A 19,768-nucleotide genomic window follows, 5' to 3' on the forward strand; every position below is an offset into this window, starting at 1 on the left:
TCAGGCCAGCAGTTCGCGGACCATGGGGATCACCTTCGAGCCGTACAGTTCCACCGCGCGCATCCGGGCGCTGGCCGGTTGCGCTCCGGCCGAGTAGATGAGGTCGAAGCGGCCGACGCCGAGGCTGCTGATGGCACGGGCCATCCGGCGGGCCACCGTCTCGGGTGAGCCGATGTAGAGGGAGCCGTTCTCCACCTCGGAGTCGAACTCCTGACGGCGGATCGGGGGCCAGCCCCGCAGCTTGCCGATCCGGTCCCGCATGATCCGGTAGTGCGGCCAGTAGATCTCCTTGGCCTGCTCGTCGGTGTCGGCGATGAAGCCCGGCGAGTGCATGCCGACCGGGTGCGCTGTGGTGCCGAGTTGGTCGGCGGCCCGGCGGTACAGGTCGATGTAGGGCGCGAAGCGCTCGGGTGCGCCGCCGATGATGGCGAGCATGAGCGGCAGCCCGTACTGGGCGGTGCGGACGACCGACTGCGGCGAGCCACCCACACCGACCCAGGTGTCGAGGTGACCCGACTCGGTCTTCGGGAACACGTCGGCGTTCTCCAGCGGGGCACGCAGGGTGCCGCTCCAGGTGACCGGCTTCTCGTCGAGCAACTTGACGAACAGCTCGATCTTCTCCTCGAACAGCGTGTCGTAGTCGCGGAGGTCGTAGCCGAAGAGCGGGAACGACTCGGTGAACGAGCCGCGACCGAGGATGACCTCGGCTCGGCCGTTCGACAGCGCGTCCACTGTGGCGAAGCGCTGGAAGACCCGTACCGGGTCGTCGGAACTCAGCACCGTCACGCCGGAGGCCAGCCGGATCCGCGAGGTGCGGGTGGCGATTCCGGCCAGCACCGTCTCCGGTGTGGAGACCGAGTACTCGGGGCGGTGGTGCTCGCCCAGGGCGATGACGTCGACCCCGAGTTGGTCGGCGAGCACGGCCTCGTCGACGACCTGCCGGATCGCCGCCGCGTGGGAGACGAGTTTGCCGTTGTCGTCCTCCGGTACGTCGCCGAAGGTGTCCAGGCCGAACAGCAGATCAGACATGGTTGGGCTCCTTAGCCAGCAGCTCCCGGACCCGCGGCGCGACCTCACTGCCCAGCAGTTGGATGGTGCGCGCCCGTGCCTCGCGGGGCAGGTGCATGATGTCGTACTTCAGGTCGAAGCGGCTCAGTCGCAGGTCGCGGGCGACAGTGGCGATCTTCTGCGCCACCGTCTCGGGCGAACCGACGAAGAGCGCCCCGTGGTCGATTTCCGCCTCGTAGCGCGTGCGGTCCGGTTTGTAGAAGCCGCGTTCGGCGGCCAGAGCCGCCACCACCGGCTGCCAGTACCGCCACCACGTCTCCACCGCCTCCTCGTCGGTGTCTGCGACAAGGCCGAGTGAGTGCTGCCCGATTGGCTGCAGGGTATGCCCGAATTGTTCGAGCGCTCTGGTGTAGAGGTCGACGTGACCGGCGAAGCGCTGGGGGCGCCCCCCGATGATCGCGAGCATGAGCGGGAGTCCGTGCCGCGCGGCGCGGATCACGGAGTTCGGGCTTCCCCCGACGCCGATCCAGGTCGGGATGCCGCCCGGCCGCATCCGTGGGTGCAGCCGTTGCCCGGTGAGTGGGCTTCGTACCGTGCCGGACCAGGTGACCGGTTCGTCCTGTTGCAGTCGCAGGAAGAGGTCCAGCTTCTCCTCGAACAACCGCTCGTAGTCGGCCAGGTCGTACCCGAACAGCGGAAACGACTCGGTTGCCGATGCCCGCCCGAGGACGATCTGGGCGCGGCCGTCGGAGACGGCGTCCAGCGTGGAGAACTCGTGGTAGAGCCGTACCGGGTCATTGGTGCTGAGCACGGTGACCGAGGTGCCGAGGCGAATTCGCTCGGTCGCCGTCGCGACCGCGGCCAGCAGCACCGGTGTCGCCGAGTCGTTGTGACCCTCGCGGTAGTGCTCACCGACGCTGAACACGTCGAGTCCGGCCGACTCGGCGAGCCGTGCCTCGTCCACGAGCAGCCGTACGGTCTCGGCGTCGCTCAGAACCCGGTCACCGTCGGTGGCCACCTCCCCGAACGAGTTGAGCCCCAGCTCGAAGTCCGCAGCTGCCATCGTCTCCTCCTCGGCGCATTCCGCCGGCGACCCACGGGAGCGGACCTACCGGTTGACGTGTCAATGATGCTAACTTGGCGATTGACACGTCAATTCCCGGGAGAGTGAGATGACGGAGGCCACACCCGGCCGGCGGGGCGGACGGCAACTTCCGACCGCGGACGAGCTACGAATCTGGCGGGACTTCATCGAGACGACGGCGACGCTCGGCTCCCGGCTCGAGTCCCGCCTCCAGGGCGACTCCTCGCTCTCGACCGGAGACTACGCAGTGCTCCTCGCTCTCAGTGAGGCGGAGGGCGAGGCGATGCGGTCGTCCGAACTCGCCTCGCGCATCGGGTGGGAGCGCAGCCGGCTCTCCCACCACCTCGGGCGGATGGAGCGGCGCGGTCTCATCCGCCGCCAGGAGTGCGCCACTGTTCCCCGCGGTGCGGAGGTGCTGCTCACGACGGTCGGCGCCGAGGCGTTCAGGGGAGCCACCTATCCCCACCTGCGCGCCATCCGGGAGTTCTTCGTCGACGCCCTCACGCCGGAGCAGATCGTCGCGGCCGGCGAGATCGCCACGGCGCTGCGGGCGCAGCTCGATGTCCTCGGCAAAGATTGATCACCGCGCATCGATGACCGCGAGTGCCCAAACGATTGCCGAGAGCTACGCCCGGGTGGTCCAATCCTCCAGAAAGCCTGCTCCGCCGCTTGGGAGGTACGTCCATGAGCGAGGCCGCCACCGCAGAGGACCGCCGCGTTCGAGCGGACCAACCCGGCCCCGGGCGTACGGAGTCGGTGTTGCCGGAGCTGCGGGAGATGTGGTGGGAGACGGGGGTCCGGGCGCGCGCGGAGGCCGGCGTCCTCGCCGTGTTCGCGGAGTTGCCCAGGCTCGTCTGGACAGCCATCGGTATCAGTTGGCGCGCTGACCGGCTCCGTACCGGTGTGGTGGCCGCGGCCACGGTCGGCGCGGGGGCCATGGCAGCGTTCGGCCTGTTGGCGACGCAGCGGGTGCTGGTGGAACTGTTCGCCGGCGGACCGACCGCGGACAAGGTGCGGGCCGCGCTGCCCGCGCTGGCCGTGCTGGCGGCGACCGTCGCGCTCCGCGCCGGGATGGGCATCGCCAGCGGGTACGCGCAGAACGGCTTGACGCCTCGGGTGAGCCGTGAGGTGGAACGGGGCCTGTTCGAGGTGTCCACAGCGGTCCGGTTGGAGGCGTTCGACGCCGACGCGTTCGCCGACGACATGGAACGGGCCTCGCGCGGCACCGAGTCGACGATCGGGCTGGTGCAGGCGTCGATGAACCTGCTGGCCGGGCTGGCCGGGCTGCTGGCCGTGACGGCCGCCGTGATCGTCATCCACCCGCTGCTGGTGCTGGCCCTGCTGGTCGCCACGGTGCCCAACGCCTGGGCGTCGTTGCGGGCCGGGCACCTGCGCTACCAGACATACAACGCCGGTTCGGTACGCCGGCGTCGCCTGTGGCTGCTGCACAAGTTGATGGCCGAACGTGCCTCGGCCCCGGAGCTGCGCTCCTACGGGCTGCGTCGGTTCCTGCTGGACCAGTACGACCGGGTGATGCAGGTGGAGACCGACATCCAGCTCGCCCTCGCCCGGCGGGTCACCACGACCACCACCGTCGGAGCCGTCGTCGGCGGCCTCGCGACCGCGACCGTCTACGCCCTGCTCGGGTTGCTGCTCCTCGACGGGCAGATCCCACTCGCCGCCGCGGCGACCTGCGTCATCGCGGTGCAGTCCGCGCAGCGGTCCCTGGCCATCGCCACCTTCCAGGTCGACCATGTCTACACCCAGGGGCAGCACTTCGGCGACTACACCGGATTCATGACGCGCGCCGACGTCTACCTACCGACCAGCACCGGACCCGTTGCCTCGGCCGAGCCTGATCGGCTGCGGGAGTTGACGGTCAACGAGGTGAGCCTGCGCTACCCCGATCGGGACGACGCCGCCGTCGACGACGTCACCTTGACGATCACCGCCGGGCAGACTGTCGCGTTCGTCGGGGAGAACGGCTCGGGCAAGACGACCCTCGCCGCGATGATCGCCGGCCTCCGCGCGCCCACCGAGGGCAGTATCGAGTGGAACGGCCGCCCGTTGTCGGACTGGAACGTCGCCGGGCTGCGCGCCCGGATCGCGGTGGTGACGCAGGAATACCACAAGTGGCCGTTCACCGCGGCCACGAACATCGCCCTCGGCGACGTCGACAGCGACGCCCGGCAGGATCGGATCGAGGCCGCCGCCGGCCGCGCCGTCGCCCACGACATGATCAACGAACTACCGCACGGGTACGAGACACTGCTCGACCGGACCTTCGCGCGAGGCCAGGACCTCTCCGGCGGGCAGTGGCAGCGCATCACCGCCGCCCGCGGGTTCCTGCGCGACGCCGAACTGCTGATCATGGATGAGCCGTCCTCCGCGCTCGACCCCCGCGCCGAGGACGCCCTGTTCCAGGCCATCCGGGACCGGAGAGGTCGGGCCACCACGATCCTCATCACGCACCGGCTCGCCAACGTCCGGCACGCCGACCGGATCTTCGTCCTGCACCACGGCCGGCTCGTCGAGGACGGCACCCACGCCGACCTCGTCGCCACCGGCGGCCGGTACGCCGAACTGTTCGCCCTCCAGGCCGCCGGCTACGACGCGAACCTGGCCGAGGGCAACCAGCACACCTGAACCGTCCAGTCGGACCTTCTCCCGCTCATTCGCGGGAGGCTAGGCTTCGGCCCATGTCAGGGTGGCGGGGCCGTGCTGCGGACGTCGCCCTGGTGCCCGCCGTGGGTCTGGTCGCCGTCGTGGGCCTGGTGGTGCAGTCGCGCGGCATCGCCACCGTCGCCGAGTGGGCGGCGCTGCTGGTGGTGCTGCTCTCCACCGGCGCGCTGTACGTGCGCCGACGTCACCCGGTGCCGGTGGGCATCGTGGCGCTGGCTGCCATCGGCGCGTACGGGGCGTTGCTGCACCGGCCGGGTCCGATCATGTTGGTGTTCGTCGTCGCGCTTTACACCGTCGTCGACGAGGGACATCTCGCGGTCGCCATCGGGCTCGGTCTCGCCTCGGTGATCGCCTTCGCCGTGGCGGACAGCGACAACCGCACCCCGAACACCATGAACGGGGCGACGTTGCTGCACGCCGGTTGGCTCGTCGCGGTCATCGTCGGCGTGACCCGTAACCGCCGCGCCTACCTCGCCGAGGCGCAGGCCCGAGCTGTCGCCGCCGAGCAGCGGATGGAGGAGGAGGCCCTGCGACGGGCCACCGAGGAGCGGCTGCGCATCGCCCGGGAGTTGCACGACGTGCTCGGCCACCACCTGTCGTTGATCAACGTGCAGGCCAGCGCCGCGTTGCACCGACCCGACCCGGTCCGGTCCGAGCAGGCCCTCACCGCGATCAAACAGACCAGCAAGGAGACCTTGAGTGAGTTGCGGACGACGCTGGGCGCACTGCGGCAGGCCCCGGCGGTCATGCCCGCACCCGGTCTGAACCGCCTCGGTGATCTGATCAGGACGGCCGCTCGGCCGGAGTTGGAGATCCGCACCGAGCTGACCGAGACACCGTCGCTACCGCCGGAGGTCGATCTGGCGGTGTACCGGATCGTCCAGGAGGCGCTCACCAACGTGGCGCGTCACGCGCGTGCCACCACCGCGGTGGTCCGGGTCCGGCCCGATCACGACGACGTGCTCGTGGAGGTCGAGGACGACGGCACCGGCCTGCCGGGTTCCCCGGGCAGCGGGATCCTCGGAATGCGGGAGCGGGCGCTGGCACTCGGCGGTTCGTTGAACACTGGCCCACAGCCGGACGGGGGCTTCCGGGTCCGTGCCCGCCTGCCGATGCGACCCGGTCGGGCGCCGGTGGGGGAGCAGAGGTGATCCGGCTGCTCCTCGTCGACGACCAGACCCTCGTACGCGCCGGTTTCCGGTCCATCCTCGACGGTGAGGACGGCCTCCAGGTGGTCGGCGAGGCCGCTGACGGATTCGAGGCGGTGCGGCTGGCCCGGCACCTGCGACCCGACGTCGTCCTCATGGACATCCGGATGCCCGGGCTCGACGGCCTGGCCGCCACTGGTGAGATCGTCGCGAACTGCGACGCTCGCGTGATCATTCTGACCACGTTCGACCTGGACGACTACGTCTACGGCGCGCTGCGTGCCGGTGCCAGCGGCTTCCTGGTCAAGGACACCGAGCCAGCGGAGTTGATTCACGGAGTGCGGGTGGTGGCCCGGGGTGACGCGTTGATCGCGCCGTCGATCACCCGGCGGTTGATCGCCGAGTTCGCGGCCCGGGCCAAACATCCCGACCCCGGGCCGCGACTGAGCGTGCTCACCGAGCGGGAGCGTGAAGTGCTGACGCTGGTCGCCGCCGGCCTCTCCAACGACGAGATCGCGGCACGGTTGGTGCTGAGCCCGGCGACCGCCAAGACACACGTCAGCCGGATCATGACCAAGGTCCAGGCCCGGGACCGAGCCCAGCTGGTGATCCTCGCCTATGAGTCCGGTCTGACCGTGCCAGGTTGGCTCGCTCGCTCCTGAGTCAGCCCGCCAGGCGGCCGGTGCGGCGCGCGCGCACCAGGGCCAGCCCGCCGAGCACCACCCCGGCCAGTCCGACCGCCAGTGCCACATAGGCCCCACCTCGCCCGTTGCCCGTGCCGATGCCGCTGTCGGCGGTGGCCGCCACCAGCCCGCCGAGCGCCATGCCGATCAGGCCCGTCGCCAGAGCCAGGACGGCTCCGAGGCTGCCCGAGCCGGTGCCGAGCCGACTGGCGGGGCGAGCCACTGCCAGACCTCCGATGATCGTGGCGGCCAGCCCCAGCAGGACGGCCACAGTGGCCCCGAAGCGACCGGCACTCATGGAGAAAGCGGTGGCCGCGGTCGGCTGGGCGGACACGTGCGCGGCTGCCGGTGCGGCCAGCCCCATCCCGGCGAGCGGGGCGGCTACGGCGGCGGCGAGCAGGTGACGGACGGACATGGTGGATCCCCTCGGTCGCATGGCGAAGACAGGTGGCAGCCTAGGAAGCAACCAGCTGGTGAGTCGTCATGCCGGAGTTGCCGACCCGCCTACCACCCGGGATGTACGCGTCCGGCACCACGTACCGCCGCAGTTGTCCGGCGGGTACGGGTTGCGCGGTCACGCCACGTCGTCGCCACCCGATACGGGTTCCAGCACCACCACTGTCGTCTCCGACGATCGCCGTGCCGCGTGGGCGTCGAAGTTCTTGTCGGCCGCGCGCCACCGCGGCCACAGGCGCGACCGTTCGTCGTCGGTGGCGGCGCGACCGCGCACCAGCCGGCGCCCGTCGGCCAGCTCGACGGACGCGTCCGGATGAGCCTGGAGGTTGAGCCACCAGGCGGGGGCACCCTCGCCCCACCCGTTCATCGCCACTCCGACCAGGTTCGGGCCATCCTCGAAGTACGCGATGATGACGCTGCGCTGCTGGCCGGTGCGGCGACCCGTCGTGGTCAGGCGCAGCGTGCCCCACCGGTGCTCGCGCGGTCGCCACAGCCCGACCCGGCTGCCGCTGACCCGGTACAGACCCCGGTGCACCGACCAGGCCAGCCGGATGAACCACCGAGGCGGGAGCCACGGCGCCTTCGTTACCTGACCGTCCGACATCGCGAACCTCCTTGAGCGACGGACGATGATGGGTTGCCATCACCTGTGACGTGCGGCGTACGCCGCGAAGTGATCGGCCCAGCGGCGGGTGACGTCCTCGGCGGGCTCGAGCCACTGGGTCGGCTGGGCGGGCAGTGGTAGGCCCTGCGACTCCAGGAAGCATTCGACCGGGATCATCGAACGACTTCGGGCGGTCAGCAGGCTCAGCTCGTCGCGTAGTCGCTCCAGGCGGTCGCGGTCGCCGTCGAGCAGCGCGATGCAGCATTCGGCAAGCCCGTACCGGTAGCCGATCTCGTCCATCGACGCCTCGTCGAGGATCCGCAGGCGGTCGATGGCCAGCGCGACGTCCGTCCGATCCGAGTGCCCCAGCAGGACGGTGGTGAGCAATGCGGAGCGGGTCGCGACCAGGTGACCGGACTGGTCGGCCCGATCGACGAAGTCGCGCATCTCGTCGACGCTGACGTCGCCGCGGAAGAACGCACGCCGCATCAGCAGTGTGCCGACCTCCTCCAGATACTCCCGCTGGCGGCCGGCGTCGCGCAGCTTCGCCATCTTGTCGGCGATCTCGGCGAAGTAGCGCTCCGGTCGACCGTGGGCGTACTCCGCCACCCTCGTGATGAGGCTCTGCACCGGGAGCCCTCGCGCGGCCTGGTCGGCATCTCTGAAGCGCCGGGCCAGGCTCAGAACCTGTGGACGCTGTCCCCGGTGCAGTGGCGTGGGTCTACGTGCGACCAGCTCGTCGAAGACGGCGAGCGCCTCGTCCCAGCGGTGGCGAAGCCGCAGGGTGTAGCCCAGATGCCGGCCCGCGGCCGGCCAGAGTGGGTGATCGGAGTCGAAGATCTCGCGGAGCAGACTGAGTCGCTCGTCCACCGGCGTCTCGATGGACTTGGCCGCGATGAAGTTCAGGACCAGGCGACCGTACCCGGTGCGGCTCGCGGCCGGCACCCGGGACCGTAGGCCCTGCACCGACGGGCTGAACACGATCGCGCGTGACAACCAGTCCGCGTAGTTCTCACTCGGAGCCGGCTCCAGCGTCGTGCTCTGCTCGCACACCAGCACGACAGCGACACCGATCAGGTCCAGGACCTCGCGGTTGTCTTCTCGATTCTTGGCATCGTCGTGTTGGCGTCGGACCGCGGCGGCGGCCCGGCCGGCGGCCAATTCCCAGTCGCGCTCGGCCCAGCCGCCGGATATCTGGTGGTCGGATCGGCGGATCGCCTCCCGGACGGCGTCGTGTATCCGGTACGGGAAGCGGTCGCCGTGGTGGTGGTCGATCATCGGACGTCGAACGGCCCGCTCGGCGCACCCGTGGTCGACGTCCGCCGCGGCCGCCATCAGGTGAGTGTCGAAGACCCGGAACAGGCACGCGGCCCGGATGGCCCGTTGCTCGTCGGCCGGAACGTCGTCGAGGATACGCATCACCAGCGAACCGAGCGAACCCGTGACGTCCTGGGCCTTCACCTCGCGTCCAGCCCCGGCATCCTTGATCGAGATAGCGACCTGCCGAGCCAGTTCCAGATACTGCGGCAGCCCTGCCGACGATCGGACGAGGTGCTCGACAACGTCGTCGCTCATCGGCAGGTCGACTTGGGTACGTCCGCGCATGACCAGCGCGCGGGTGTCCGAGGGGGAGAGGTTGCCCACGAGGTGCTGCCGGGGGTTGTCCGCGGCGCCAGGCACGAGCCCTGGCCACGTCCACGGACCGCGGTGCGGAAGGTCGACGCGGCTCTCGTCGTACCAGTCCAGCAGATCGCGCCCGGTCAGCACGAACAACACGTTCGGCATGCCGTGGATCAGCCGGTTGAGGTGGCCCTCCGAGACCCGTCGCGGGTCCAGGGCGAGCCGTTCGGTCGTGTCGACGAACACCGCCACCAGGGGCGACGGCATGACCTGAGCCAGCTCCCAGGACAGAGCCGCGGCGAGCTTGCAGGCCAGGGCTGGCCGAGGCTCGGTGGGGCTCGGCTCGTCGGCGCAACGGAGCAGGAAATCCTCGAAGCCCGGGAACCCGTCGACGGCGAGGCGCAGATCACGTCGGCGGCGGAGTTCACCGACCACCTTGCGGACACCACGCACCCCGAGCGAGGCGGCCGTGCCACCGGCGAGGTCCGCCAGCGAGCCGAGATCTTTGAGTACCTCGCCCACCGTCTCCGCCACGGAGTTCTCCAGCTCGTCCCGCCCCCGCAAGCGTGGCAGCGGCTCACCGGGACGTAGGGCCGACCAGTAGGCCGTGAACGCCAGGTCGAAGACCGGCCAACGGCGGCGGATGCCGGCCACGCCTGCCCGCAACGCGAGCAGTGCCGTGGGAAGGTCCATACGACCGGCGGAGCCGTGCAGGTCGATGCGGGCCGTCGCGTCGACGTTGGTGGCCGGAGGTGGCCCCCAGCCGTTGACGAGCGGGAGGTCGCGACGGACCCAGGCCTCCAGCCGCTCCGAGAGAGCGGTCTTGCCGATGCCGCCCAGACCGTAGAAGGTCAGCACGTTGTGGCGGGCGACCCCGACCTCGTCGTCGCCGTCGAGCAGCTGGCGGAACCGGGCCAGGGTCGACTTGAATGCCTGCGACTCGGTTTCCCGGTCGGTGAACAGCTCACCGGCGTGCGCTGGACCGTCGCGGTGCTCGCGTCCGCCCGGGGGTGAAACCTTCATCAGCCGCCACATCCAGGTCGTCGGCGTCACTGTGGACCGAGATCCCTAGTCTCCGGGCGTGAGCGCGGCCTGGGTCCAGGTGTCCAAGATCCGACGGAGAACCGGACCGGTCGGAGGAAGCCGTCGTGGCGACGACCGCGCGGTTACCGCTGCCAGGCGTCGATGGCGCGGACGCCGTCGCGGACGACCCGGTCCAGGATGGCGGGGTTGCCGCTGGTGCCCTCCCACCCCTGGTCGTCGAAGACCGTCACCGCGCTGTCGACGCGGGCCACCGCGATCTGGCTGGACGCGGTTCCGCCGGTACGTTCGCCGTTCAGGCTCGTCTCGGGCCACGTCCGGGTCAGCAGCAACGCCTCGTCGCCGGCCCCGGGCAGCGCCTTGCTCGTGACGGTGACGCGGTTTCCGGACTGGTCGTACGAGGGGCACGCCTGCACGGCGGTGCGCAGCCGGCTCAGGTAACCGGGGGCACCGTCACCGTCGAAGGCGAAGATGGTCTGGTGGATCATCCCCTGCGGCACGTTGCTGGCGGGCTCGCCGGCCTTCCGGTAGGTGACAGTCATCGCGGCGCTCGCGGTGACCTGCCGGCCGCCGGTGCCGAACTCGTTGCCGCACAGCTTCGGCAGCGCCTCCTCGACCGGCGTCGTCCGTCGCGGGGACTTCCGCAGCTCGGCGGGCAACTCGACGAAGGCGGAGGTCGGGATCGTCACCGGGGTGCTCGCGCTCGACGATGGCGGGTCTGTCGGGGGCACTGACGTCGACGCGGTGGCCGGTGCCGTGGTCGCCGGGGCGGAGCCGGGCGGATCCTCGGTGGCGGTGCAGGCAGCGGCCAGCGCGACGGTGCCGAGCAGCGCCAGCGCGCGTCGCGTACGGGCCATCGGTCGTTGTGCGTGTCGGCTCATGATCACCCCTCGTCGGTCCTGAGGCAGTTCCCTGCGCCGAGTCGACCGAAACGACCAGGCGACGCCCCGGCCGTCGGCCGAACCACGGGAATTCGTCTGTCGTCGGGTCGGCCGGGCCGCTAGGCTGCCCCGCATGACCAGCGTGATCGCCCAGTGCACCGGACTGTCGTGTGACGTCCAGGTCGGTGCGGGGCGACGCCGGCGATCCGTCGCCCGCCCGCGCTGACCTGTTACCTGCGACCGGCGGATCGAGCCGCCGGTCGTTCGCTGGTCGTCCTCGGTCCGCCCGAATCTCCCCCCGTCAACGGCTCGCGTGGCAGCGCGGGTCCGAGCGAGATCGGCGTACTCATGGATCTTGAGAAGTTGTTGTCCGACCGGCTGGCACCGGCGTTCGCGGCGGTGGCCGGCGGCCCGGTCGACCCGCTCGTGCGGCGGTCTCCGCGTGCGGACTTCCAGTCCGACGCGGCGCTGGCGCTGGCCCGGCGGCTCGGCCGCCCACCGCGCGACATCGCCGCGGCGGTGTTGACGCACGCGGTGCTCGACGACGTCGGGGTGTCGGCGGAGGTCTCCGGGCCGGGCTTTCTCAACCTGACGGTTGCCGACCGGGCCCTGGCCGACCTGGTCGCGGGGCTGGCCGGTGACGCCCGGCTCGGCGTGCCGTCGACGGCGACGCCGCAGACGGTGGTGGTCGACTACTCGGCGCCCAACGTGGCGAAGGAGATGCACGTCGGGCATCTCCGCTCCACGGTCATCGGCGACGCGGCGGTGCGGCTGCTGGACTGGCTCGGGCACCGGGTGGTGCGGGTCAACCACCTGGGTGACTGGGGCACACCGTTCGGCATGCTGATCGAGCACCTGATCGACCTCGGCGAGGCCGAAGCCGCACAGAACCTGTCGATGGGGGACCTGGACACCTTCTACCGGGCGGCCCGGCTGAAGTTCGACGCCGACGAGGCGTTCCAGGAACGGTCGCGGCTGCGGGTGGTCGCGTTGCAGCGCGGTGACGAGCGGACCCGCCGGTTGTGGCGGCTGCTGGTGACGCAGTCGCAGCGGTATTTCCTGACCGTGTACGACCTGCTCGACGTGACGTTGTCCGAGGCCGACTTCCGGGGCGAGAGCACCTACAACGACCTGCTGGCGGGCGTCGTCGACGACCTGGACCGGCTGGGGCTGCTGCTGCCCAGCGGTGGGGCCGAATGCGTCTTCCCGCCCGGGTTCACCGGCCGCGACGGCGAACCGCTGCCGCTGATCGTGCGCAAGAGCGACGGTGGGTACGGCTATCCGGCCACCGACCTGGCCGCGCTGCGGCAGCGGGTCGGCGAGTGGGGCGCCAACCGGCTGCTGTACGTCGTGGGCCTACCGCAGCGGCAGCACTTCGCGATGGTGTTCGCCGTCGCCGAGGCGGCCGGCTGGCTCTGCCCGCCGGCCCGCGCCGAGCACCTCGGCTTCGGGTCCATCCTCGGCGCCGACGGACGGATGCTGCGCAGCCGGGCCGGTGAGTCGGTGAAGCTGGTCGGGTTGTTGGAGGAGGCGGTCGCCCGCGCCACCGAGCTGGCCCGGAGCAGGAACCCGGATCTGGACGCCGGGACCGCCGCCGAGATCGGCCGCGCGGTGGGCATCGGCGCGGTCAAGTACGCCGACCTGTCCGTCGACCGGACGAAGGACTACGTCCTGGACTGGGAACGGATGTTGGCGCTGGACGGCAACACCGCTCCCTACCTCCAGTACGCGTACGCCCGGATCCGGTCGGTGCTGCGGCGGGCCGGGACCGCCGTGCGGCCGGACGCGCCCATCGTGGTGGCGCAGCCGGCGGAGCGAGCGCTCGCGGTCGAGCTGCTCGGCTTCGCCGCCGTGGTCGGTGAGCTGGAGCGGAGTCTCGAGTTTCACCAGCTCGCGGGTTACCTGCACCGACTCGCGACAGCCTTCAACGCGTTCTATGAGCGCTGCCCGGTGTTGCGGGCCACGGACGAGCTGCGGGAGAGCCGGCTGCTGCTGGCCGAGTTGACCGCCCGGACCCTGCGGCAGGGGCTGCACCTGCTGGGCATCCGCACGGTGGAGCGGATGTGACGCGCCGGCCTGCGGGCCCGGTCAGCGGGCCCGCTTCGTCGCCCGCTTCCGGGGCGGCGTCAACAGGTCGGCGATCTGCGCGATCGCGGAGGGCACCAGGCGGTAGTACGCCCAGACCCCGCGCTTGTCGCGTTCGAGGAGGCCGGCCTCGGTGAGGATCCGAAGGTGATGACTCACCGTCGGCTGGGAGAGATTGAGCGCCGCGGTGAGGTCACTCACTGACGCCTCACCTTCCGGCGCGGACTGGATCAGGCTGAGCAACCGGAGTCGCGCCGGATCGGCGAAGGCCTTGAGCACCCCCGCTAGCCGCTCGGCATCGGCCCGCTTGATGGGATCGCCGGTGAGCGGCGAGATCGCAGGCATGGCAGTTTTCGCAGTTCCCACGCCTGCAATAGTGACACCAACACCATCAATAAACCGGCAGATCCGGCACCAGCCCTCCGATGGCGTCCGGATGGCGCGACGGAACCACCGAACGTGAGTCGAACGTCGACGTCCGTGGCGGCACACGGGCCGTGTGGAGCTTCGGGAAGCTCCACACGGCCCTGGGCGTCAGCGGCGGGGTTTGGGTGCGATGCGGGGCAGGACGTACGGCGGCCCGGCGAAGATCAGGTCGGACTTCAACTCCTGGTACGCCCGCTTGGGCTGGTAGTTCTCGTCGTAGATGGTGGCCAGGCCCTCCGGCGGGTCGTCGAACCAGCCGGGCACCCACGAATGATTGTCACTGAAACCCCAGACCGTGTACGACAGGCAGCTCCGCACGGCGAGGCACGCCTTCATCAGCACGCTGAAGTTGGCGGCCGACGCCTGTAGCCGGGGGTTGATCTCCTCGGAGTCGCCCGCCTGGACGCCCTCCGTCAGCCGGCTGCGCACGTCGACCTCGGTGAACGCGGTCGCGACGCCGAGCCCGCTGAACTTCTTCAGCGCGGCGGTCACCTGGAGGGTGTCGAAGTTGCCGTACTGGGTGCCCAGGTGGCCCTGGGAGCCGACTCCGTCGATCGGGACGCCCTGAGCGCGCAGGCTCTTGGTCATGTCGTACACGAACTGGGTCTTGTCGTCCGCCGGGTTGCCCGAGCCGAACGCCTCGATGTTGTAGTCGTTGTAGAACAGCAGGGCCTTCGGGTCGGCGGCGCGCGCCCAGCGGAACGCGTCGGCGATGTAGCCGGGCCCGAGGTTCTGCGCCCAGAAGCCCTTGTAGTGCAGGGTCGACGGGGTGTCCCACGGGTCGCTGACCGCCTCGTTGACCACGTCCCACTGCCAGATCTTGCCCTTGTAGCGGTTGACGACGGTGGTGATGTGCTTGCGCAACAGCTCGCGCAGCTCCTGCTTGCTGATGGAGCCGTCGGCGACGCCGCTGGTCAACCAGGCGGGCAGCTGGTTGTGCCAGACCAGCACGTGACCGCGCACGCTCTGCCGGTTGCGCTTGGCGAAGTCGACGAACTCGTCGGCCGGCCCCCAGTTGTAGGTGCCGCGGGTCGGCTCCAGGCTCTCCCACTTCATCACGTTCTCGGCGGTGACCGAGGCGAACTCGGAGGAGGCCAGTCTGCGGTACTGCGGGTCGTCGACGTCGTTCAGTGCATCCATGTTCACCGCGGTGCCGACGTGCAGACCGTGGCGCAGGCCGAGAGTGCCGAGGCTCTGCGTCGTGGGGTCGTACGGTCGACTCGCGGTCGCCGGCACCGTGTTCAGCGTGGCGATGGTCGCGACGGCGACCAGGCCGACGCTCGACCACTGTCTCAACTTCATGTGCCTGCCCTTCCCGATGATCAATAGATAGATGTCGATCTAGGAGGTGAGGGTCCGGTCGTGCTCGGATGGAGACGCGAGATGGCTGGGTGACGCCGGTAGTTCCGGTCGGAAACCGGAAACTTGCTCGAAACGTTAAGCCGATCGATGTCTGGGCGTCAACGCTGAAAACTTCCGGAAATTCATCACATGACCTGCCCGGCGCGGCGTGGCCAGCCAGCGAAACTTTCGGCGACCGGAGGCCGTGGTTCGGCGACCGGTTCGGGTGGCGAGGACGTTAGCGACGCACGCCACGGGACGTCGTCGCCCCGGTGGCCGACGATGTCCGGTGGCGCTATCGAGAGGTGATCAGCGCAGACCGGCGAAGAGGTCGTCCTCGGGGGTCGGCGCGCCCGTTCGGTCCCGCACCCGCAAGAAGGTCTCCACGCCCATCAGCTCGGTGAACCGCTCCTGGCCCAGTTGCAGGAAGAAGATGTTCTCGGTCTGACTGGCGTGCGTGGCCAGCGCGTCGAACTTCTGCGCGCCGTACTTGCTGGTGTCGACCCAGGTGGTGATCTCGTCGTCGGGCAGACCGAGCTGCGGCCCCGGCTCCGACTCCGCGTCCGGCTCGGCCCACTCGACGCCGAGCTCCTTCATGATCCGACCGAACTCCGCGAACGCCGTACGCGGCACGGTGGTCCAGTAGACCTTCGCCGGGATGTCCGTCTGCTCGACAGCGGCCATGGTGATCCGATGCGCCTGGATGTGGTCCGGGTGGCCGTAGAAACCGTTCTCGTCGTACGTGACGATCACGTCCGGCCGATACTGCCGGATCAGCTCCGCGAGCCGGGCCGCCGCCTCCGCCACCGGCGTGATCCAGAACGCGCCGGGCTGGTCGTTCGTCGGCCAACCCATCATCCCCGAGTCGGCGTAGCCGAGGGTCTCCAGATGGGTGACCTTCAACGTCGCGCAGCTGGCCTCCAGCTCGGCCTGGCGCATCGCCACCACGGCGGCCGGGTCGTGCCCCTCCTCGCCCGGCTTGACCCCACCGGGGCCGTCGCCACATCGCCCGTCGGTGCAGGTCACGAGCACCGTCGTGACCCCTTCGGCGGCATAGCGGGCAAGGACGCCGCCGGTGCTCGTCGCCTCGTCGTCGGGGTGGGCGTGCACCGCCATCAGGGTCAGAGGTCGCTCAGCCATGCCATCACCCTACGGTCCTGCGGCTACCGGCCCCCGACCTCCACCGGGAACATCCGCGGGAGCGGGGGGATCGTACCCATTCCGGGACCCGTCGAGCTGTCCTTGTGTGAACGGCGATCAGGCCCCGGACAGGTCGCTAGATTCGGGCGTGATCAGCACCTCCGAGCAGGTCCGGACGCGGGGAGAAAGTCGATGGCAAAGGCCGCTGGCGGGTTCACCGACCTGCGACAGATCGACGCCGGGGTCCTGAACGTCGGTTACGTGGACGCCGGTCCGCCCGACGGCGACGCGGTGATCCTCCTGCACGGCTGGCCCTACGACATCCACAGCTTCGCCGACGTCGTACCGCTGCTCACCGCAGCCGGTCAGCGGGTCGTCGTCCCCTACCTGCGGGGCTACGGCACGACCCGGTTCCGCTCCGACGACACGATGCGAAACGGCGAACCGGCCGCCATGGGGCTCGACCTCATCGCCCTGATGGACGCCCTGAACATCGACACCGCGAAGCTCGCCGGGTTCGACTGGGGCGCGCGGACCGCCGATGTCGTCGCCGCGCTGTGGCCCGAACGCTGCCGGGGGCTGGTCTCGGTCAGCGGCTACCTGATCGCCAGCCAGGAGTCCGGTAAGGCGCCGCTGCCGCCGAAGGCGGAACTGGCGTGGTGGTACCAGTACTACTTCGCCACCGAGCGAGGGCGGGAAGGTTACGACAAGAACCGACGCGCCTTCAACAAACTGATCTGGCACACCGCGTCCCCCCAGTGGACGTTCGACGACGCCACGTACGACCGCAGCGCGGCGTCGTTCGACAACCCCGACCACGTCGACATCGTGATCCACAACTATCGGTGGCGGATGGCCCTCGCCGACGGCGAGGCACAGTACGACGACATCGAGAAGCGCCTGGCCATCCAACCGAAGATCAGCGTGCCCAGCATCTCCATGGAAGGCGACGCCAACGGCGCGCCCCACGTCGAGCCCACCGTCTACGCCAAGCAGTTCACCGGCCAGTACGAGCACCGGACCGTCGGCGGCGGTGTCGGGCACAACCTGCCGCAGGAGGCGCCGCAGGCGTTCGCCGACGCCGTGCTGGAGGTCTGAGCGGGCCTAACCCGTTGGACGTTCCCCCCGGACCGGGTCGCCGCGAACCAGCTGGATCGTCAGACCCCGGCGGACGCCCTCGTCGCGTAGGCGGTGCAGCAACTGGCTCAGCGCCCAGGCGCACTCCTGCGGCCCACGTCCGGCCGACAACAGCAGGAACGCGGTCATGAGCGGCCTCGCCGGCCACGGTGGCCCCGCCGCTGCGGGCGTGCGGAGCCGAGATCCGGCGTCTTGTAGGTGACCACTGGTGTCGTGCTGACCACCGGGGTGGCCAGCCGGTGCTCGACCAGGTCGCCGATCACCTGCTCGATGCGCTTGTACGCCGTGGGCGCCTCCTCGAAGAGCAACTGCCGGTCACCGCACACCACCAACGACCCCACCGGGGTACGGCGCAGCTCCTCGACCGTGTGCTTGGCTCTGCCCCGCCGCAGGGCGTCGGCGCGCGACATCTTGCGACCGGCACCGTGGGCCACGGAGAAGTTGGCGTCCCGTCCGGCGTGCGCGGCTACCAGATAGGACGCCGTTCCCCGGGTACCGGCGATCAGGACGTCGCGACCGTCACCCGGCGCCGCGCCCTTGCGGTGCAGGTAGACCCCGTCCCGGACCTCGACCAGGTTGTGGCACTCATCGACGATCGGCGCGGTGGGCTCGGCCCCCAACGCGTGCGCCACCCGGGCGGCCAGCACCCGGCGGTTGAGCGAACCCCAGCGCACGGCGTCGTCGTGCCTGCCCAGGTAGGCGGCGGGGTCGGGGGCCGCCCCGGCGCCGTGGACCTCGGTGTGCGCCCGCAGGATCCGCTCGCCCAGACCACGGGACCCGCTGTGCACGATCAGCACGAGATCACCGGCGTCGAGCCCGAGCCGGCCCGCGTGCCGCACGTCGAGGACGGTGTCGACGCGGGCCAGCTCCACGAAGTGGTTGCCCCGCCCCACCGTCCCGAGACCGTCCAGGTGACCGGCCGGAACGTCACCGTCGACGGCGGCCCAGGCCGGGTCGTCGGCGTCGCGTACCGGGTCGAGCGCCTGGTCGAGGTCGGGGAACCGGGCGGCGAGCCGTTCCGGCACGGCCCGCTTGAGCTTGATCGGAAACACGGCGATGCCGCAGCCGATGTCGGAGCCCACCAGGAACGGGTACAGCACTGTCGAGGCCATGGCCGCGCCGATGGGCGCACCCTTGCCCGGGTGCAGGTCCGGCATCGCGGCGACGTGCCGCATGCCGAGGCACGTCCGGCACGACAACTGATATTCCTTCACGACGTACGCTGCCGCGATGAGCGCACCGCGTCGCATCCTGGTCTACGGGGTGTACGGCTCCGGCAAGTCCACCCTCGCGGCGCGACTAGCCGAACACCTCGGACTGCAGTGGTATCCGGTGGACGACCTGCTGTGGCAACCGGGCTGGGTCGAGGTGCCGGTCGCCCAGCAACGCAGCCGGATCGAGGGGATCTGTCGACGGGACCGCTGGATCATCGACGGGGCGTACCACGGTTGGCGGGACGTCCCGATGGCCCGCGCCGACCTGGTCGTCGGCCTCGACTATCCACGGTGGCTGTCGTTCGGGCGGTTGCTCCGCCGTACCGTCCGCCGAGTGGTCACCGGCGAGGTGATCTGCAACGGCAACCGCGAGTCGCTGGGTAGTGTGCTCTCCTCGGACTCGATCCTGGTGTGGCACGTCACCGCGTTCGGCCGGGCCCGACGGCGGATGCGTGCCTGGCAGTCCGACCCGTCCGCGCCGCCCGTGGTGTTACTGCGCTCCCCGGCGGAGCTGGAGGTCTGGCTGGCCGGGCTGCCTCGCCGTTGAGTGGTGCGATCGACGGCGGTGTCAGGCCGGCCGGAGCGCGCGACCGAGGACGCAGGGGGAGGAGGGGCTGTTGCTGGTGGCCGGGAAACGGAACCTGCGCAGCTCCTGCACCTCGAAGCCGGCCGCGCCGATGGCGGCGACGGTGTCGCGGTTGGTGTGGCAGCCGGCGAACAGCTTCGGCCACAGCGTGGCGTCGAGGAGCCGTTGGGCGCGGTGCAGACCGCTGGCCCCCTCGGCGGCGACGTGCTCGAAGAACCGCACCTCGCCTCCGGGGCGCAGCACCCGGTTGATCTCGGCCAACGCGCTCGCCTGATCGGGCACGGTACACAACACCAACGCCACCACCGCCGCGTCGAACTCGCCGTCGCCGGCGGGCAGCGCCTCGGCCAGACCGTCGACGACAGTCACCGGAACCGGCGCGGTCGACGCGGCGCGCTCGGCGGCGGCCCGCAGACGCCGCTCCGGTTCGACCGCGTAGACCTGGGTCACGCCCGGCGGGTAGTGGGCGAACATCCGCCCGTTGCCCGCGCCGATCTCGATCACCCGGCCGGAGAGGCCGGCGGCCAGGTCCCGCCGGAACGACGCCGTGCCGGCGCGGTCCATGGCGACGCTGAGCCGCTCGTAGACCCGGGCGAACACCGGGTGGGACACCGTGGCCACGTCGACCTCCT

Annotated in this window: 19 protein-coding genes; 7 read left to right on the top strand and 12 right to left on the bottom strand. The window is 70.5% G+C overall.

Annotated features, from left to right (window positions below):
• Together AB0877_RS23200 and AB0877_RS23205 are read right to left on the bottom strand one after the other, a co-directional pair.
• Nucleotides 1–1,029, bottom strand: coding sequence for an LLM class flavin-dependent oxidoreductase (locus AB0877_RS23200; RefSeq protein ID WP_366611396.1), 1,029 nt, complete (start codon nucleotides 1,027–1,029; stop codon nucleotides 1–3).
• A complete protein-coding gene (locus AB0877_RS23205; protein ID WP_366611397.1) occupies nucleotides 1,022–2,071 on the bottom strand; it encodes an LLM class flavin-dependent oxidoreductase in 1,050 nt (349 codons plus the stop codon). The genes AB0877_RS23200 and AB0877_RS23205 overlap by 8 nt, the downstream gene beginning before the upstream one ends.
• A 109-nt stretch (nucleotides 2,072–2,180) precedes the next feature.
• Here AB0877_RS23205 and AB0877_RS23210 point away from each other — a divergent pair, with 109 nt between their 5' ends.
• From AB0877_RS23210 to AB0877_RS23225, 4 genes are all read left to right on the top strand, one after another.
• Nucleotides 2,181–2,672 carry a MarR family transcriptional regulator gene (locus AB0877_RS23210; protein WP_366611398.1) on the top strand — a complete coding sequence of 164 codons (492 nt, stop codon included), beginning with the start codon at nucleotides 2,181–2,183 and terminating at the stop codon, nucleotides 2,670–2,672.
• A 197-nt stretch (nucleotides 2,673–2,869) separates the two neighbouring features.
• Nucleotides 2,870–4,738: an ABC transporter ATP-binding protein gene (locus AB0877_RS23215; RefSeq protein ID WP_366611629.1), complete on the top strand. Its 1,869-nt coding sequence runs from the start codon at nucleotides 2,870–2,872 to the stop codon at nucleotides 4,736–4,738.
• Nucleotides 4,739–4,791: 53 nt separating this feature from the next.
• Nucleotides 4,792–5,925 (top strand): sensor histidine kinase, encoded by a 1,134-nt coding sequence (locus AB0877_RS23220; RefSeq protein ID WP_366611399.1) that lies wholly within the window; start codon nucleotides 4,792–4,794, stop codon nucleotides 5,923–5,925.
• Nucleotides 5,922–6,584, top strand: coding sequence for a response regulator transcription factor (locus AB0877_RS23225; protein WP_366611401.1), 663 nt, complete (start codon nucleotides 5,922–5,924; stop codon nucleotides 6,582–6,584). The genes AB0877_RS23220 and AB0877_RS23225 overlap by 4 nt, the downstream gene beginning before the upstream one ends.
• A gap of 1 nt (nucleotide 6,585) precedes the next feature.
• Here AB0877_RS23225 and AB0877_RS23230 read toward each other — a convergent pair whose 3' ends face one another.
• From AB0877_RS23230 to AB0877_RS23245, 4 genes are all read right to left on the bottom strand, one after another.
• Complete coding sequence (locus AB0877_RS23230) at nucleotides 6,586–7,020, bottom strand: DUF6223 family protein (RefSeq protein ID WP_366611402.1); 435 nt, start codon at nucleotides 7,018–7,020, stop codon at nucleotides 6,586–6,588.
• Between the two features lie 159 nt (nucleotides 7,021–7,179).
• The gene (locus AB0877_RS23235; RefSeq protein ID WP_366611403.1) at nucleotides 7,180–7,665 is read right to left on the bottom strand and encodes a nitroreductase/quinone reductase family protein; all 486 of its coding nucleotides are present in this window, start codon (nucleotides 7,663–7,665) and stop codon (nucleotides 7,180–7,182) included.
• Nucleotides 7,666–7,704: 39 nt separating this feature from the next.
• Nucleotides 7,705–10,338, bottom strand: coding sequence for a hypothetical protein (locus AB0877_RS23240; RefSeq protein ID WP_366611404.1), 2,634 nt, complete (start codon nucleotides 10,336–10,338; stop codon nucleotides 7,705–7,707).
• 113 nt (nucleotides 10,339–10,451) lie between these two features.
• Nucleotides 10,452–11,207: a hypothetical protein gene (locus tag AB0877_RS23245; RefSeq protein WP_366611406.1), complete on the bottom strand. Its 756-nt coding sequence runs from the start codon at nucleotides 11,205–11,207 to the stop codon at nucleotides 10,452–10,454.
• A 348-nt stretch (nucleotides 11,208–11,555) separates the two neighbouring features.
• On the opposite strand from AB0877_RS23245, the gene argS reads away from it, so the two are divergent.
• Nucleotides 11,556–13,274, top strand: coding sequence for an arginine--tRNA ligase (argS, locus tag AB0877_RS23250; protein ID WP_366611407.1), 1,719 nt, complete (start codon nucleotides 11,556–11,558; stop codon nucleotides 13,272–13,274).
• Nucleotides 13,275–13,295: 21 nt separating this feature from the next.
• Here the strand turns inward: argS and AB0877_RS23255 are convergent, their stop codons facing one another.
• The 3 genes from AB0877_RS23255 to AB0877_RS23265 form a co-directional block, all read right to left on the bottom strand.
• Complete coding sequence (locus AB0877_RS23255) at nucleotides 13,296–13,637, bottom strand: metalloregulator ArsR/SmtB family transcription factor (RefSeq protein WP_238686609.1); 342 nt, start codon at nucleotides 13,635–13,637, stop codon at nucleotides 13,296–13,298.
• 189 nt (nucleotides 13,638–13,826) lie between these two features.
• The gene (locus AB0877_RS23260; RefSeq protein WP_366611408.1) at nucleotides 13,827–15,020 is read right to left on the bottom strand and encodes an endo-1,4-beta-xylanase; all 1,194 of its coding nucleotides are present in this window, start codon (nucleotides 15,018–15,020) and stop codon (nucleotides 13,827–13,829) included.
• 348 nt (nucleotides 15,021–15,368) lie between these two features.
• Complete coding sequence (locus AB0877_RS23265) at nucleotides 15,369–16,199, bottom strand: PIG-L family deacetylase (protein ID WP_366611409.1); 831 nt, start codon at nucleotides 16,197–16,199, stop codon at nucleotides 15,369–15,371.
• 192 nt (nucleotides 16,200–16,391) lie between these two features.
• Here AB0877_RS23265 and AB0877_RS23270 point away from each other — a divergent pair, with 192 nt between their 5' ends.
• The gene (locus AB0877_RS23270; protein WP_366611410.1) at nucleotides 16,392–17,297 is read left to right on the top strand and encodes an alpha/beta hydrolase; all 906 of its coding nucleotides are present in this window, start codon (nucleotides 16,392–16,394) and stop codon (nucleotides 17,295–17,297) included.
• 6 nt (nucleotides 17,298–17,303) lie between these two features.
• Here the strand turns inward: AB0877_RS23270 and AB0877_RS23275 are convergent, their stop codons facing one another.
• Together AB0877_RS23275 and AB0877_RS23280 are read right to left on the bottom strand one after the other, a co-directional pair.
• Nucleotides 17,304–17,465, bottom strand: coding sequence for a hypothetical protein (locus tag AB0877_RS23275; RefSeq protein WP_366611412.1), 162 nt, complete (start codon nucleotides 17,463–17,465; stop codon nucleotides 17,304–17,306).
• Nucleotides 17,462–18,511 (bottom strand): RNA ligase RtcB family protein, encoded by a 1,050-nt coding sequence (locus AB0877_RS23280; protein WP_366611414.1) that lies wholly within the window; start codon nucleotides 18,509–18,511, stop codon nucleotides 17,462–17,464. The genes AB0877_RS23275 and AB0877_RS23280 overlap by 4 nt, the downstream gene beginning before the upstream one ends.
• Nucleotides 18,512–18,566: 55 nt before the next feature.
• Here AB0877_RS23280 and AB0877_RS23285 point away from each other — a divergent pair, with 55 nt between their 5' ends.
• On the top strand, nucleotides 18,567–19,097 hold the full coding sequence (locus tag AB0877_RS23285; protein ID WP_366611416.1) for an adenylate kinase: 531 nt from the start codon (nucleotides 18,567–18,569) through the stop codon (nucleotides 19,095–19,097).
• A 21-nt stretch (nucleotides 19,098–19,118) separates the two neighbouring features.
• Here AB0877_RS23285 and AB0877_RS23290 read toward each other — a convergent pair whose 3' ends face one another.
• Complete coding sequence (locus AB0877_RS23290) at nucleotides 19,119–19,757, bottom strand: methyltransferase domain-containing protein (RefSeq protein WP_366611418.1); 639 nt, start codon at nucleotides 19,755–19,757, stop codon at nucleotides 19,119–19,121.
• Nucleotides 19,758–19,768: the final 11 nt, after the last annotated feature.

Source organism: Micromonospora sp. NPDC047644 (genome assembly GCF_040704315.1).
Classification (GTDB): Bacteria; Actinomycetota; Actinomycetes; order Mycobacteriales; family Micromonosporaceae; genus Micromonospora.

Bases quoted from the DNA above. Each gene is read 5' to 3' on its own strand.
- AB0877_RS23200 (WP_366611396.1), bottom strand. From the start codon at position 1,029: ATGTCTGATCTGCTGTTCGGCCTGGACACCTTCGGCGACGTACCGGAG.
- AB0877_RS23205 (WP_366611397.1), bottom strand. From the start codon at position 2,071: ATGGCAGCTGCGGACTTCGAGCTGGGGCTCAACTCGTTCGGGGAGGTG.
- AB0877_RS23210 (WP_366611398.1), top strand. From the start codon at position 2,181: ATGACGGAGGCCACACCCGGCCGGCGGGGCGGACGGCAACTTCCGACC.
- AB0877_RS23215 (WP_366611629.1), top strand. From the start codon at position 2,870: ATGTGGTGGGAGACGGGGGTCCGGGCGCGCGCGGAGGCCGGCGTCCTC.
- AB0877_RS23220 (WP_366611399.1), top strand. From the start codon at position 4,792: ATGTCAGGGTGGCGGGGCCGTGCTGCGGACGTCGCCCTGGTGCCCGCC.
- AB0877_RS23230 (WP_366611402.1), bottom strand. From the start codon at position 7,020: ATGTCCGTCCGTCACCTGCTCGCCGCCGCCGTAGCCGCCCCGCTCGCC.
- AB0877_RS23235 (WP_366611403.1), bottom strand. From the start codon at position 7,665: ATGTCGGACGGTCAGGTAACGAAGGCGCCGTGGCTCCCGCCTCGGTGG.
- AB0877_RS23245 (WP_366611406.1), bottom strand. From the start codon at position 11,207: ATGAGCCGACACGCACAACGACCGATGGCCCGTACGCGACGCGCGCTG.
- argS (WP_366611407.1), top strand. From the start codon at position 11,556: ATGGATCTTGAGAAGTTGTTGTCCGACCGGCTGGCACCGGCGTTCGCG.
- AB0877_RS23255 (WP_238686609.1), bottom strand. From the start codon at position 13,637: ATGCCTGCGATCTCGCCGCTCACCGGCGATCCCATCAAGCGGGCCGAT.
- AB0877_RS23260 (WP_366611408.1), bottom strand. From the start codon at position 15,020: ATGAAGTTGAGACAGTGGTCGAGCGTCGGCCTGGTCGCCGTCGCGACC.
- AB0877_RS23265 (WP_366611409.1), bottom strand. From the start codon at position 16,199: ATGGCTGAGCGACCTCTGACCCTGATGGCGGTGCACGCCCACCCCGAC.
- AB0877_RS23270 (WP_366611410.1), top strand. From the start codon at position 16,392: ATGGCAAAGGCCGCTGGCGGGTTCACCGACCTGCGACAGATCGACGCC.
- AB0877_RS23275 (WP_366611412.1), bottom strand. From the start codon at position 17,465: ATGACCGCGTTCCTGCTGTTGTCGGCCGGACGTGGGCCGCAGGAGTGC.
- AB0877_RS23280 (WP_366611414.1), bottom strand. From the start codon at position 18,511: ATGCGGCACGTCGCCGCGATGCCGGACCTGCACCCGGGCAAGGGTGCG.
- AB0877_RS23285 (WP_366611416.1), top strand. From the start codon at position 18,567: ATGAGCGCACCGCGTCGCATCCTGGTCTACGGGGTGTACGGCTCCGGC.